This window comes from Cellulosimicrobium funkei (genome assembly GCF_004519295.1).
Classification (GTDB): domain Bacteria; phylum Actinomycetota; class Actinomycetes; order Actinomycetales; family Cellulomonadaceae; genus Cellulosimicrobium; species Cellulosimicrobium funkei.
This window is the reverse complement of the sequence record NZ_SOZH01000007.1, coordinates 186,223-200,169: the sequence shown is the minus strand read 5'-3', so window position 1 is coordinate 200,169 and position 13,947 is coordinate 186,223. Positions and strand designations below refer to the sequence as shown.

At 75.8% G+C, this 13,947-nt stretch carries 13 protein-coding genes; 8 read left to right on the top strand and 5 right to left on the bottom strand.

From position 1 onward, the window contains the following. Positions 1-2 precede the first annotated feature (2 nt). Positions 3-833 carry a TIGR03089 family protein gene (locus tag E1O70_RS13110; protein ID WP_076405931.1) on the bottom strand — a complete coding sequence of 277 codons (831 nt, stop codon included), beginning with the start codon at positions 831-833 and terminating at the stop codon, positions 3-5. A gap of 178 nt (positions 834-1,011) precedes the next feature. Here E1O70_RS13110 and E1O70_RS13105 point away from each other — a divergent pair, with 178 nt between their 5' ends. The 3 genes from E1O70_RS13105 (at position 1,012) to E1O70_RS13095 (ending at position 6,590) form a co-directional block, all read left to right on the top strand. Continuing rightward, the gene (locus E1O70_RS13105; RefSeq protein WP_021482334.1) at positions 1,012-1,341 is read left to right on the top strand and encodes a WhiB family transcriptional regulator; all 330 of its coding nucleotides are present in this window, start codon (positions 1,012-1,014) and stop codon (positions 1,339-1,341) included. Positions 1,342-1,473: 132 nt separating this feature from the next. Beyond that, entirely contained in the window at positions 1,474-4,839 is a 3,366-nt protein-coding gene (locus tag E1O70_RS13100; protein ID WP_061267501.1) for a glycosyltransferase, read from the top strand. Positions 4,840-4,844: 5 nt separating this feature from the next. Next, positions 4,845-6,590, top strand: a complete 1,746-nt coding sequence (locus tag E1O70_RS13095; protein ID WP_061267502.1) for a DUF5719 family protein — start codon at positions 4,845-4,847, stop codon at positions 6,588-6,590. A gap of 7 nt (positions 6,591-6,597) precedes the next feature. On the opposite strand, the gene E1O70_RS13090 is transcribed toward E1O70_RS13095, so the two are convergent. Continuing rightward, on the bottom strand, positions 6,598-7,176 hold the full coding sequence (locus E1O70_RS13090; protein ID WP_082774387.1) for a metallopeptidase family protein: 579 nt from the start codon (positions 7,174-7,176) through the stop codon (positions 6,598-6,600). Positions 7,177-7,258: 82 nt separating this feature from the next. Between E1O70_RS13090 and E1O70_RS13085 the strand changes: the two genes are divergently transcribed. Next, positions 7,259-7,612, top strand: a complete 354-nt coding sequence (locus E1O70_RS13085) for a DUF3499 domain-containing protein (RefSeq protein WP_009863301.1) — start codon at positions 7,259-7,261, stop codon at positions 7,610-7,612. Position 7,613: 1 nt separating this feature from the next. Here the strand turns inward: E1O70_RS13085 and E1O70_RS13080 are convergent, their stop codons facing one another. Continuing rightward, a complete protein-coding gene (locus E1O70_RS13080) occupies positions 7,614-8,231 on the bottom strand; it encodes a dTDP-4-dehydrorhamnose 3,5-epimerase family protein (protein ID WP_061267503.1) in 618 nt (205 codons plus the stop codon). A gap of 38 nt (positions 8,232-8,269) precedes the next feature. Here E1O70_RS13080 and rfbD point away from each other — a divergent pair, with 38 nt between their 5' ends. After that, positions 8,270-9,169 (top strand): dTDP-4-dehydrorhamnose reductase, encoded by a 900-nt coding sequence (gene rfbD, locus E1O70_RS13075; RefSeq protein WP_061267530.1) that lies wholly within the window; start codon positions 8,270-8,272, stop codon positions 9,167-9,169. On the opposite strand, the gene rfbA is transcribed toward rfbD, so the two are convergent. Then, on the bottom strand, positions 9,142-10,005 hold the full coding sequence (gene rfbA, locus E1O70_RS13070) for a glucose-1-phosphate thymidylyltransferase RfbA (RefSeq protein WP_061267504.1): 864 nt from the start codon (positions 10,003-10,005) through the stop codon (positions 9,142-9,144). The genes rfbD and rfbA overlap by 28 nt on opposite strands. A 121-nt stretch (positions 10,006-10,126) precedes the next feature. On the opposite strand from rfbA, the gene rfbB reads away from it, so the two are divergent. Genes rfbB through E1O70_RS13055 form a run of 3 tightly spaced genes read left to right on the top strand, consistent with a single transcriptional unit; the run spans position 10,127 to position 12,821 of the window. Next, positions 10,127-11,122, top strand: a complete 996-nt coding sequence (gene rfbB / locus E1O70_RS13065) for a dTDP-glucose 4,6-dehydratase (RefSeq protein ID WP_061267505.1) — start codon at positions 10,127-10,129, stop codon at positions 11,120-11,122. 56 nt (positions 11,123-11,178) lie between these two features. Further along, on the top strand, positions 11,179-12,636 hold the full coding sequence (locus E1O70_RS13060; RefSeq protein ID WP_061267531.1) for a phosphomannomutase/phosphoglucomutase: 1,458 nt from the start codon (positions 11,179-11,181) through the stop codon (positions 12,634-12,636). Further along, the gene (locus E1O70_RS13055; protein ID WP_061267506.1) at positions 12,633-12,821 is read left to right on the top strand and encodes a Trm112 family protein; all 189 of its coding nucleotides are present in this window, start codon (positions 12,633-12,635) and stop codon (positions 12,819-12,821) included. Before E1O70_RS13060 ends, E1O70_RS13055 begins: the two co-directional genes overlap by 4 nt. Before the next feature lie 160 nt (positions 12,822-12,981). On the opposite strand, the gene E1O70_RS13050 is transcribed toward E1O70_RS13055, so the two are convergent. Then, the gene (locus tag E1O70_RS13050) at positions 12,982-13,917 is read right to left on the bottom strand and encodes a glycine betaine ABC transporter substrate-binding protein (RefSeq protein WP_061267507.1); all 936 of its coding nucleotides are present in this window, start codon (positions 13,915-13,917) and stop codon (positions 12,982-12,984) included. Positions 13,918-13,947 lie beyond the last annotated feature (30 nt).

Here is a 13,947-nt window from a genome sequence, read left to right as displayed (position 1 = left end):
CTTCAGGTCGAGGTCGTCGGGGACCGGGGTCGGTCCGGCTGGGGGGCGTCCCTGTCGACGTGCGCTTCGGCGTCGATCCGTTCGCCCGTGGCGAGGCGCCGCGCCGCGTCCTCGTCCGTGCGGAGCCGTCGCGCGTACCTCGGGGAGACCAGGACGACCGACCCGTCGTCGGCCAGGACCGCGAGGCACGCCCCCAGGGTAGCGGAGCCCGCGCCCGGAGTGACCAGCGTCCGCGCCCCGGGCGCGGTCCCGGTGCGCGGCACGAGCTCCTCGTGCGCCGCGCTGCCGGCGCCGGAGACCCACGCCGGTGCTGCGGGCTCGACCTGCGGGACCCACCCGACCTGGTCGCCGTACGTCATCACCGCCGACGCAGCGTCGATCGCACCGGCCGGGAGCGCGCCGTCGAACGCACGGGCGAGGGCAGGAAGCGCGACGGCGACGAGCTCCGCGCCGGACGCCGTCCACCGGTCCGGGCGGTCGGTGACGACCACGTCGGCGTGCGGCGTGCTCGCACCGGTGGCATTCTCGTCCGTCAGGACCACGGTCGCTCCCACGCGCCATGCAGCGAACGCCCAGACGACGGTCCGCCAATGCACGGGAAGATCGAGAACGACCTGCGTTCGAGGACCGGCGTCGAATTCCTCGACGAGCAGGTTCGTCGTCTTGTTCACCCAGTTCTCGAGCACCGCGCCGGAGAGCTCGACGCGCTCGCCGTCGTCCCCGTACCACGTGAGCCGGGGCCGACCGGGGTCGCGCGTGACGAGTCGGAGCAGGTCAGCGACGTGGGTGGGGCGGTCGCCGCGAGGGGCGGGGGCGTGGGGAGCGGACACCATGGACACCACCCTAGGGTGCTGATATCGACACCCGAGATGTGATGGTTTCACCCGCCGCCTCCGCGGGGCTATCACATTTCGGCTTGACGCCCGCGGATGACACGCGTGTAATTTCTTCAATGCAGTTTCCTGCCTGGTTCTCGCTCGAGGCCCGGCGAACGGCATGAAGGGGCGAGCAATGTGGAACATGCTGGACGGGACGGGCGGGGTCTTCCCCTCCGACGCTGAGCGAGAGGTGGAGCGCGTGGCACCGGTGCTGCCGCTCTTCGGTGAGCCGGTCGACGACTCGCTCATGGGGTGGCAGGAGCGCGCGCTGTGCGCCCAGACGGACCCGGAGGCCTTCTTCCCGGAGAAGGGCGGGTCCACGCGCGAGGCGAAGAAGGTCTGCACGGGCTGCGAGGTCCGGGCCGAGTGCCTGGAGTACGCGCTCGAGCACGACGAGCGCTTCGGCATCTGGGGCGGGCTCTCCGAGCGGGAGCGCCGCAAGCTCAAGCGCCGCGTCGTCTGACGACCGGGCCCCGGCCCGGAGGGTTCGTCGGCGTCGCCGACGAGCAGCGTCGTGACGGGTGGCCGACACCCGCCACACCGGGGCGCGCAAATGCCGCGCCTGGAGCCGTGTCCGTCGCATGATCGACGGGACATGACTTCCTCCGACCTCACCACGTCCGCGCGCAGCGCCCGTCCCGGCGACGTCACGCCGGGGGCCGCCGCGCGCGCCGCCGCCGTGCCGGGCGTCGTCGCGGCACCCGGGATCGTCGCCGCCGTGACCGGCGCGCTCCCCGTCGTGACCACGGTCACGGCGGTCGTCGTGACGCGCGGCCGCACCCCGTTCCTCGCCCACACGCTGGAGGCGCTGCGCGCCCAGACGACGAGCCCGCACGAGGTCGTCGTCGTCGACGCCGCGATCGGCGACGCCAGCAGCGAGCACCAGGGCCTGCAGCTCGGGGACGCACGCTTCGTCGCGGCCCCGCGCGCCCGCTCGTTCGGCGACGCGGTCGACGCGGCGCTCGCGAACGTCGAGCCGGGCACGTGGCTCTGGCTCCTGCACGACGACTCCGCGCCCGCGCCCGACGCGCTCGCCGAGCTGCTGCGGGCCGTCGAGCACTCGAGCGCGGTCGCGGTGGCCGGCCCCAAGCAGGAGCGCTGGGTGCCCGGCACCGACGCGCAGGTCGCGGCGCCGTTCGAGCCGGGTACGGTCAGCCGCCTCGTCGAGGTGGGCGTGACCACGACGCCGCTCGGGCGCCGCCTGACCGGCATCGACGAGGACGAGGTCGACCAGGGGCAGCACGACGTGCGCGAGGACGTGCTCGCCGTCGGGCTCGCCGGGGCGCTCGTGCGGCGGGCCGTGTGGCAGGAGCTCGGCGGCACGGACCCCGAGCTCGGCCCGTTCGGCGACGGCCTGGACCTGTGCCGGCGGGCGCGCCTCGCGGGGCACCGGGTCGTCGTCGTGCCGTCGGCCGTGGTGCGGCACGCGCAGGCGTCCCTGCTCGGCCTGCGCGAGCGTCGGCGCGGGACGACGGCGCTCCCCGCCCCGGACCCCGACGCGTCCTCGGCGGCCCGCCGTCACTCCCAGCTCCACGCGCGGCTCGTCGGCGTCGCGGCGCCGTGGCTCCCGTTCGTCGCGCTCGCGATGGTCGTCGGCGCACCCTTCCACGCCGCGTTCCGTCTGCTCGTCAAGCAGCCGGGGCAGGCCCGGGACGAGCTGCTCGCGCCGCTGTGGGCACTCGTGCGGGTCGGGCCCGTCGTGCGGGCGCGCCGCGTGGCGCGCCGGACCCGGACGCTCCCGCGCCGGGCGCTGCGCCCGCTGCGCGGCACGTGGCGCGAGGTGCTCGTCGAGCGGCGCGACCGCCGCCTCGCGCGTGCCGAGCAGCGGCGCACCGCGTGGGCGCCGACCGACATCGAGCGGCGCGAGCTGCGCGCCCTCGCGGTGCGGCGTCGGGCCGGGCTCGCCGGAGCCGCCGTGGGGCTGGCGGGGTTCACCGCCGTCGTGTTCGGGCCGCTGGCAGGGGCTCTCCTCGCGGGCGGTCGGCTCGTGGGCGGCTCGCTGCTCCCGGCCACCGGGACGCTCGGGGACGTGTGGCGCGCGGCGACGACCGGCTGGGTCACCACGGGGCTCGGCGCACCCGCGCCGGCGGACCCGTTCGTGTCCGCGCTGGTCCCGGCGTCCCTGCTCGCCGGCGGCGCCACGCAGACCGCCGTGAACCTGCTCGTCCCCGCGTGCTTCCTCGCGGCCGGCCTGGGCGCGTGGTTCGCCGCGGGCGCGGTCACGCGCTCCGTGCCGCTCCGCGCCTGGGCGACGCTCGTCTGGGTCGCCGCTCCCGCGCTCCTCACCGCCGTGGGTGCCGGCCGGGTCGGCGCCGTCCTCGTGCACGCGACGCTCCCGTGGCTCGCGCTCGCGGTCGTCCGCGCGCTCGGTCTCCAGCGGCTCGACGTCGTCGCGCCCCCGACGAAGGACGTCGTCCGCCGGGCTGCGCGCCGCGAGCCGGGGTCGCTCGCGGCCGCCGCCACCGCGGGCCTGCTGTTCGCGGTCGCCGTCGCCGGGGCGCCCGTGCTCCTGCCCGTCGGCGTGGTCGTGCTCGTCGTCGTGGCGCTCGGGGTCCGGGCGCACCGCCGCTACCTCGCCCTCGTCCCCGTGCCGGCCCTCGTGCTCTTCGCCCCGTTCCTCGTGCACGTGGCCCGCACCGCGGGCGACGGCGGGTGGCGGCTGCTGCTCGCCGACCCGGGCGCGCCGGTCGCGGCCACGCCCGCCGCGCCGTGGCAGCAGCTCCTGGGGCTGCCGACCGCGCCCGAGGCGTGGTTCGGGCTCGACGGGAGCGGCGCGGGCGAGCTCCTCGCGCGCTGGGCTCCGTTCGCCGCCGGCGCGGTCGTCGTGGTGCTCGCCGTGCTCGCCGTGCTGCGCGGCCGGCGTCTGGCCGTGGGGGCGTGGTTCGTCGCGGCGCTCGGGCTGGCCGCCGCCGTCCTCGCCGGGTCGACCGTCGTGGCCGCCGGGGTGTCGCCCGACGCCCCGGTCACGGGGTGGCCCGGCGCCGGGCTGTCGCTCGCGCTGCTCGCCCTGCTTGGCGCCGCCCTCGTCGGCGTCCCGCGGTGGCCCGGTGCCGGCGCCCCGGCCTGGCGCTCGGGCGCCGTCGTCGCGCTCGCCCTGGTCGTCACCCTGCTGCCCCTGGGGGGCGCCGCGTCGTGGACCGTGGGCGTGCTCGACCGGGACGACGCCCGGGTCGGCTCGGTCGTGGCCACGACCGAGCCGGTCGTGCCGCCGGTCGGCCGCCAGATGCAGTCCTCGCCGCGCCAGGCGCGCGTGCTCACCCTGGAGCACGGGCCGGGTGGCGTCGTCGAGTACGCGGCGCTGCGCTCGGACGGTCCGCAGACGGTCGACTCGTCGGCCGTCGTGCACGCGTGGCAGGCGGCCGACCCCGCGGTGACCGAGGGAGAGCTGCCCCGGCTCGTCGCGGAGCTCGTCTCCGGGACCTCGGCGGACGTCGCCGGCGGCCTGGGCCGTCTGGGCGTCGGGGCGGTGCTCCTGCCGGCGTCCGCGCCGGAGGACCAGGCGCGGGCCGAGCTCGTCGCCCGGCTCGACATGGTGCCCGGGCTCGAGCGCATGACGGAGGGCCGGGCAGCGCTGCTCTGGCGCGTCGTGCCCGAGGGCGGCGAGCCGTCGTGGGCGCGCGTCGAGTCCGCTGCGGGGGTCGAGCCGCTGGCCGCGGACCGCGAGGCGCTGCGCCCGGTCGTCGCGACCGTGCCGGAGGGGGCCGAGGACCGGCAGGTCGTGCTCGCGGAGGACGCGTCGTCCGGGTGGCGCGCCACGCTCGACGGCCGCCCGCTGGCGGCGGTCGACCCGGCGACGACCGGCGGGCTGCAGGCTTTCGCCCTCGGGGCCGACGCCGGGCGGCTCGAGGTGTACCACGCCGCGGACCACCGGTCGGGCTGGATGGCGGCGGCGGGCGTGACCCTGGTCGTGTACGTGCTGCTCGCGGTGCCGGTCCGGCGCCGTCGCGCGGGAACGAGGTAGGAACGGTGACGACGACGAACGGGACGAGCCCCGACGAGGCTCCGGAGACGGACGCGCGCCCCGGGCGCGCCCGGGCGGTGGTGCGCCGCGTCACGACGACGGGCGCCGGGCTGGTCGGCATCCTGGCGGTGGGTGCGGTCGTCGTGCTCGGGGGCACGGGCGCGGCGCTCCTGCCCGCGGCCCCGGCCCCGGCGGACGCGGTCGAGGAGGTCACGGTCGAGCCCGCCCGAGAGGTCTCGGTCTGCCCGGGACCGGCGCGGCTCACCGACCCGGAGACGGTGGGTGACGCGCAGTTCGGTCCCGCCCCGGTCGGCACGTCCAGCCGGCTGCGCGCGGTGGTCGAGGGCGAGGGGGCCGCCGGGCTCGGCGTTCTCGACGGCGGCGACCTCGAGGAGCAGGAGCTCGCGCCCGGGTCGGGCGCCGACGTCACCGTGGGCGATGTCCAGGACCCCGCGCACGGCACCGTCCTGACCGTGCGCCCCGCCCAGGACTCGTCGCCGCGCGTGGCCGCGTCCGTCGGCTCCGTGACGACCGACGGCGACCTGCGCGGGCTCGCCGCGGCGAGCTGCACGCGGCCGGGCATCAGCCAGTGGCTCGTCGGCGGGAGCACCGAGATCGGCAGCAGCTCCCAGCTCGTGCTCCAGAACCCCGGCCTCACGCCCGCGGTCGTCCAGGTGCAGGTCTGGGGGCAGGGGGGCGAGGTCGCGCTCTCCGGGGGCGGGCAGCAGCTGGTCGGTCCGGGGCAGGAGGTCGTGACCCTGGTCGAGGCAGCGGCTCCCGAGCAGCGCCGCCTCGTCGTCCACGTGGCCGCGTCGGGCGGACTCGTGTCGGCGTACCTGCAGCACTCGACGCTCGACGGCCTGGTGCCGCTCGGCGTCGACCATGTCGTCCCGGGCGGGGAGCCGACGACGGACCTCGCGCTGGCCGGCGTCACGAGCGTCGGGGAGGCGGTCGACGACCCGCACGCGCCGCAGCTGCGCCTGCTCGCCCCCGGCGAGCAGGCCGGGACCGCGCGCGTCACGGTGTACGGGGAGGACGGCGCCGTGCCCCTGCGCGGGGCCGAGGAGGTCGCGCTCGCGCCCGGCGTCGTCACGGACGTGTCGCTCGGCGGCCTGCCCGCGGGCGCGTACGCCGTCTCCGTGCACGCCGACGTCCCCGTCGTCGGCGGTGCGTCCGTCGACCGCCGCGGTGAGCCGGATCCCGACCTGCTCCACGAGGAGCGGCAGTACGACCGCGCCTGGGTCGCGGCGCGACCGCTGCCGTCCCTGACGGACGCGGAGGGCGCCGACGAGAGCGCCGGGTCCACCGACGACACGTCTCCCGCCGGTCAGGTGGCGCTCGTCCCGGGCACGTCCTCCGCGCTCACGCTCGCCGCCGTCCCTGCGGCGCGTGCCGACGAGGACGAGCCGACGGGCTCGCTCGAGCTCCTCGTGCGCGTCTACGACGAGAGCGGCGCGGAGGCGGGCACGACGACCCTGACCCTCCGCGCGGGCACGACGCAGACTCTCGACCCGGCGACGGTGTGGGCGGAGGGGTCCGAGGCCGTCCCCGCGGCGGTGACGGTCGACGTCGTCGGGGAGGACGACGGCCTGCTCCCCGTCTGGTCGCTCACGGCGAGCGCCGGCCCGACGAGCGGCGACGAGGGCGACGGCCTGCCGAGCCTCGTGTCGGTGCTCCTGCCGGTCACGGACGCGCCCGCCGCGCACGAGGTCGCGGTCCGCGCGTCGGACACGGCCGGGCTGGGACGCTAGGCGACGGTCAGCGGTCGCCCCTGTAGCGCGGGTCGATCTCCTCGGGGGTGCGGGCCAGCAGGTGCGCGACCTGCTCGACGAGCACGTCGCGGACGAGGTCCTCGAGGTCCTCGGCGTCGAACGCGCGCGCCTCGACGGGCCGCCGGTAGACCACGATGCGGGCGGGCTGGCCCGACTCGGCCGGGAAGCACCGGCCGAGCGGCACGCCGCCGTCCTCCCAGGGCGCCGGGTCCGACGGCGGGACGTCCTCCACCGCGAACTCCGTACCGCGCAGCTGCTTCGCCCACGAGCGCTGCACGCGCTCCACGACGTCGAGCACGACGTCGTCGAACTTCTCCGCGCGGGTGCGGCTCGCGGGCGCGGTCGGCGGGAGGAGAGGACCTCGGATGCCGCGTCCCCGGCGGTCGCGCCGTCGTGGCACCGGTCCGTGGCCGCCCGGCCCGGGGGCGCGCGGCGGGATGAGGAGCTCGTCGAACGAGACCGGGGGAGGGGTGACGGCGCTGCGACGCGACCAGCGGTCGCGGGCCCGGCGCCCGGCGCCGGCCGGGTCGGGGCGCGAGCCGGGGGACGAAGAGTTGCCACGCACACCCCGACTCTAGTCGGCCTCCGCCGGAGGCGGGCGGCGTGTGCCGTCCCCAGGACCCCTCCGGAAGGCGTAAAGTCAGGCCGTGAGATCCGTCAGGCAGTGCTCGCGCACGGCGTGCGTCCGTGCCGCCGTCGCGACCCTCACCTACGTCTACGCCGACTCCACGGCGGTCCTGGGCCCGCTCGCGCACCTCGCCGAGCCGCACAGCTACGACCTGTGCGCCGAGCACGCGGAGCGGCTCACCGCCCCGCGCGGCTGGGAGGTCGTGCGCCTGTCGCCGCAGTTCGTCGAGACCGGTCCCAGCGACGACGACCTCTCGGCGCTCGCCGACGCCGTCCGGGAGGCGGGCAAGGTCCGCACCGAGCCGGAGCCGCCGGACGTCACCGAGGTCGGGCGCCGCGGGCACCTGCGGGTCCTGCGCGCCGAGGCCGACTGACCTACGCCTGCAGCGTCCGGACGAACGCGTCGACCTCGTCCGCACGGGGGAGGGCTCCCGCCGAGAGCGCCTCCCGTAGGGACGGCGCCGCCGCGTCCTTGGCGGAGAACGACGGCACGAGGGCGCGCCCGTCCGGGCCGGTGGCCGGCCACTCGATGGCGAGCTCGGGGTCGGTCGGGTCGACGCCGTGCTCCCGCTCGGGGGCGTACCCGCTCGAGCACAGGTAGACGACGGTCGCACCGTCCTCGAGCGCCATGAACGCGTGCCCGACGCCCTCGGGGAGGAACACGGCGCGGCGCTCGTGGGCGTCCAGCAGGACCGCGTCCCAGCGCCCGAAGGCGGGCGACCCGACGCGGAGGTCGACCACGACGTCGAGGACGGACCCCGCGACGCACGTCACGTACTTCGCCTGCCCGGGCGGGACGTCGGCGTAGTGGATCCCGCGCACGACGCCCGCCCTCGAGACCGAGGCGTTCGCCTGGGCGAGGTCGAGGTCGCGCCCTGTCGCCTCGCGCAGGGCTGCGGCCGTGAACCACTCGAGGAAGACCCCTCGGTCGTCGGCGTGCTGACGCGGCAGCAGCTCCCACGCGCCGGGGACGGTGAGCTCACGGACGTTCATGGTGCTCCTCGGTAGGGTGCCGTGCGGAGGTGGTCGTGGTGCGGTGGGCGGTGACAGGGGCCGGCGGGATGCTCGGGACCGAGGTGGTGGCGCTGCTGCGCGCCGGCGGGGAGCCCGTGCGCGCGCTCGACCGCGCGGCGCTCGACGTCACGGACGGGGACGCCGTCACGCGCGCGCTCGCCGGTGCGGACGTCGTGGTGAGCTGCGCGGCGTACACGGCCGTCGACGCCGCCGAGGCGGACGAGGCGACGGCCTTCGCCGTCAACGCCGTCGGGGCCCAGCACGTCGCCCGCGCGGCGGCTCGCCACGGGGCCCGGCTCGTGCACGTGTCGACGGACTACGTCTTCGACGGCGGGCCCGCCGCCGTCGGGGTGCCGTACGCCGAGGACGCGCCGCTGGCGCCCCGGTCCGCCTACGGCCGGACGAAGGCCGCCGGGGAGTGGGCCGTGCGGACCGAGCACCCGGACGCCCTCGTGGTCCGCACGGCGTGGCTCTACGGCGCGCACGGCGCGTGCTTCCCGCGGACGATCGCCCGGGTGGCGCGCGAGCGCGGAGCGCTCGAGGTCGTCGACGACCAGGTGGGGCAGCCGACGTGGGCCCGCGACCTCGCCGACCTCCTCGTGCGGCTCGTGCGGTCCTCCGCCCCGGGCGGCGTCTACCACGGCACGGCGCAGGGCCGGGCGTCCTGGTGGGACCTCGCCCGCGAGGTCGTCGCCGCGGCCGGGCTCGACCCGGCGATCGTCCGCCCCGTCCCCAGCGCCGCGTCCGCGCGCCCCGCGCCGCGGCCGGCGTGGTCCGTGCTCGGTCACGAGGCGCTGCGCCGGGCCGGCGTCGAGCCCGTCGGCGACTGGCGCGAGCGCTGGGTCGTCGCAGCGGCCGGCGTGCTCGCCGGAGCCTCGTCCCCGGGCGCTCACGCGTCGAGCAGCGACAGCAGGTAGGTGCCGTAGCGCGACCGGCCCAGCGCGGCCGCACGCTCGCGCAGGCCGTCGTCGTCGAGGAACCCGCGGCGCCACGCGACCTCCTCGGGGGCCCCGATCTTCAGGCCCTGCCGGTTCTCGATCGTGCGGACGAAGTCGCTCGCGTCGAGGAGCGAGTCGACCGTCCCGGTGTCGAGCCAGGCGGTCCCGCGCGGCAGGACCTCGACCTGGAGCCGGCCCTCGCGCAGGTAGTGCAGGTTCACGTCCGTGATCTCGTACTCGCCGCGCGCCGAGGGCCGCAGCGAGCGGGCGACGTCGACGACGTCCGCCGAGTAGAAGTACAGGCCCGGCACCGCGTAGCTGCTCCGCGGGTGCGCGGGCTTCTCCTCGATGCTCAGGGCGCGTCCCGACCCGTCGAACTCGACCACGCCGTACGCCGTCGGGTCCGAGACGCGGTAGGCGAAGACGGCGCCGCCGTCGATCGCGGCGAACCGCTGGAGCCGGTCGCCGAGGCCGGGCCCGTAGAAGATGTTGTCGCCGAGGACGAGCGCGGCGGAGTCCCCGTCGAGGAAGTCCGCGCCGAGCACGAACGCCTGGGCGAGCCCGTTCGGCTCCGCCTGCACCGCGTAGGAGATGGAGATGCCGAACTGCGAGCCGTCGCCGAGCAGGCGCGTGAACGCGGCGGCGTCGTGCGGCGTCGTGATGACGAGCACGTCCCGCACCCCGGCCAGCAGCAGCGTGGAGAGCGGGTAGTACACCATCGGCTTGTCGTAGACGGGCAGGAGCTGCTTGCTCACCCCGAGCGTGATCGGGTGCAGGCGCGTGCCCGCTCCTCCTGCCAGGACGATCCCCTTCATCCCGGCAGGCTCTCACGACAGCCCCGTGCCGCGGCGGGTGAAATGCCGCCGCGGACCCCGGGGCCGGGGCCCGCCGTCGATAGACTCGCCGCGCCAGGAGGACGGATCGAGGAGGTCGGCTGTGCGGGTGCTCGTGACCGGCGGCGCCGGCTTCATCGGGGCGAACTTCGTGCATCGCACGGTCGAGACGCGGCCCGACGCCGCGGTGGTCGTGCTCGACGCCCTGACGTATGCGGGGGACGCGCGGTCCCTCGACCCGGTGCGCGACCGCGTCGAGCTCGTCGAGGGCGACGTCGCGGACGCCGACCTGGTGGACCGGCTCGTGGGCGAGGCCGACCTCGTGGTCCACTTCGCCGCGGAGTCGCACAACGACAACTCCCTGCGGGACCCGTCCCCGTTCGTCCGGACCAACGTGCTCGGCACGTTCACCCTGCTCGAGGCGGTGCGCCGCCACGACGTGCGGCTGCACCACGTCTCGACGGACGAGGTGTACGGCGACCTCGAGCTCGACGACGGCGCGCGCTTCACCGAGACGACCCCGTACAACCCGTCGTCGCCCTACTCCTCGACGAAGGCGTCGAGCGACCTCCTGGTGCGGGCGTGGGTGCGCTCGTTCGGCGTGCGCGCGACGATCTCGAACTGCTCCAACAACTACGGGCCGTACCAGCACGTCGAGAAGTTCATCCCGCGGCAGATCACCAACCTGCTCGACGGTGGGCGTCCCAAGGTCTACGGGGCGGGTGCGAACGTGCGGGACTGGATCCACGTCGACGACCACAACGACGCGGTGTGGGCGATCGTCGAGCGGGGTGCCGTGGGCGAGACCTACCTCGTCGGGGCGGACGGCGAGCGGTCCAACCTGCAGGTCGTCCAGGACCTGCTCGAGATCTTCGGCCGCGACCGCGACGACTACGAGCTCGTCGCCGACCGTGCGGGGCACGACCTGCGCTACGCGATCGACGCCACGCGACTGCGGACCGAGCTGGGGTGGGAGCCCGCCTTCACCTCGTTCGGCGACGGTCTCTCCCGGACGGTGGACTGGTACCGCGAGCACGAGGAGTGGTGGCGCCCGGCGAAGGCGCGGACCGAGGAGCGGTACGCGGCGGCCGGGCAGTAGCCCGCGCAGCAGCCGTCGCCGTCGCACGCGGTGCACCCGCGGATAGGGTGGGTCGCGTGAGCACCGACCTCTCCCACCTCATCAAGGCGTACGACGTCCGCGGTACCGTCCCGGACCAGCTGAACCCGGAGGTGGCCCGGGCCGTCGGCGCGGCGTTCGCGCGGGCCGTGGTGCTGCCGGAGGCCCCGGCGGGCACGCGGGCCAGCGCCGTGCTGGGGCACGACATGCGCGACTCGGGCCCGGAGCTCGTCGACGCGTTCGCCGCGGGGCTCACGGCCGCGGGGGTCGACGTGACGCGCATCGGGCTGTGCTCGACGGACGGTCTCTACCACGCGTCCGGGGTGCTGGGCGTCCCCGGGGCCATGTTCACCGCGAGCCACAACCCCGCCGTCTACAACGGCATCAAGCTGTGCCGCGCGGGCGCGCGCCCGGTCGGCCAGGACTCGGGCCTGATCGACGTACGGACCCTCGCGGAGGGGTACCTGGACGACGGCCTCCCGCCCGCCGCCGAGGAGCCCGGCACCGTCACGGACCGCGACATGCTCGCGGAGTACGCGGCGTTCCTGCGCGGTCTCGTCGACCTGTCGGGGATCCGGCCGCTCAAGGTCGTCGTCGACGCCGGCAACGGGATGGGCGGGCACACCGTGCCGGCCGTGCTGGGCACGGGGGCGGGACTGCCCGCCCTGCCGCTCGACGTCGTCCCGCTCTACTTCGAGCTCGACGGCACGTTCCCGAACCACGAGGCGAACCCGCTGGACCCGAAGAACCTCGTGGACCTGCAGGCGGCCGTGGTCGAGCACGGGGCCGACCTCGGGCTCGCGTTCGACGGCGACGCCGACCGCTGCTTCGTCGTGGACGAGCGCGGCGAGCCGGTCTCCCCGTCCGCCGTCACGGCGCTGGTCGGCCTGCGGGAGGTCGCGAAGGAGCTCGAGGCCGGGCGCACCCCCACCGTGATCCACAACCTCATCACCTCGCGCGCCGTCCCCGACTTCCTCGGGGCGGCCGGCGCGCGCACGGTCCGCACGCGCGTGGGCCACTCGTTCATCAAGGCGCAGATGGCGGAGCACGACGCCGTGTTCGGGGGCGAGCACAGCGCCCACTACTACTTCCGCGACTTCTTCTTCGCGGACACCGGGATGCTGGCGGCGATGCACGTCCTGGCCGCCCTCGGGTCGCAGCCGCACGCGCTGTCCGACCTCGCGGAGATGTACGAGCCCTACGTCGCCTCGGGGGAGATCAACTCGACCGTGGCGGACGTCCCGGCGGCGCGTGCGCGCGTCGTCGAGGCGTACGTGACGCAGCAGGGGGCCGGCCCCGTCGAGGTCGACGAGCTCGACGGCCTGACGGTCTCGCACTGGGGCTCCCACCCGCAGTGGTGGTTCAACCTGCGGGCGTCCAACACGGAGCCGCTCCTGCGGCTCAACGTCGAGGCCGCTGACGAGGACATCATGGAGAAGGTGCGCGACGACGTCCTGTCGCTCGTGCGCACGGACGACGACGAGGAGCGAGCATGAGCCTGCAGATCGACCCCTGGGTGCGCGAGGCGCTGCGGTGCCCGGTGACGGGCGCCCGCCTCGTGGACGGGACGAGCCCCTCCGGCGAGCCGGAGCTGCACTCGACCGACCCGGCGCGTCCGCTCGCGTACCCCGTGCGCGACGGTATCCCGGTGCTGCTGGAGGACGACGCGCGCGAGCTCTGAGGGCGCCGCGTCCCGCCGCACGACCGAAGGCCGGCCCCCGCGAGGGAGCCGGCCTTCGGCGTCGGGCACCGAGGGTGCCCGCACGGCTGCGGCGAACCGGGACCGCAGCCCGTCCGGGACGGGCCCTGCCGGGTCCGTCGGAGCGCGGGTGGTCGAGGCGTCAGACGCCCGCGGCCTCCTTGAGGTCGTCGACGAACGTCGGGTTCTCCTCGAGCCACGCCTCGACGGCGGCCTGCTCGTCGGCGTACTCGTCGGAGTTGAACATCATGTTCTCGAGCGAGAACAGCTGCTCGTCGTCGAGGGAGAACGCGCCGAGCAGCTTCGTCAGCGTCGGGTAGCGCTCCTCGAAGTCGGCCGAGCCCCACATGTGGATCTTCTCCGCCTCGCCGAGAGCGCCCTCGGGGTCCTCGAGGTCGCGGACGGGGAACTCGTCGTAGGCCCAGTGCGGGCGCCACAGCGTGACCGCGATGTTCTCGCCGGCGTCGGTCGCGCCCTTGAGCTCGGCGAGCATCGCGGGGGTGGAGGAGATGGAGTAGTCCATGTCCTCGAGGCCGTAGGTTGGGATGACCTGGTCCTGGGTGATCTCGGTCAGGCCGGCGCCCGCCTCGATGCCGACGAGCTTGTTGCCGTACTCGTCGGACATGGCCGCGAGGTCCTCGAGGGACTGCGCGGGCGAGTCCTCGTTCACCGCGATGGTGAGCTTGGCGTCGTCGTACCAGTAGCCGAGGTCGGTGATCTCGCCGCCGTACTTCTTCTCGTACGACGCGTGCGTGTAGGGCAGCCAGACGTCGAGCGTGAGGTCGAAGTCCCCGCCGACGAGGCCGGTGTACACGACGCCGACGTCGGCGGTCTGCGTCGACACGTCGTAGCCCTCGTCCTCGAGGATGGTGGTCCACAGGTGGGAGACGGCGATGCCCTCGTCCCAGCCGGACGGGATGCCGATGGAGACCGACGTCTCGTCCTCGCCGGTGGAGGAGGCGCCGTCGCCGGAGCCGCCCGAGCCGGAGTCGGACGCGCAGCCGGTGAGCGCGAGACCGAGGACGGCGGTCGCGGCGACGGCGGCGGTGCGGGTGGTGCGCTTGCGTGCGGGGGTCATGCGTTCCTTCCGTGGGCCGTGAGGCCCGGT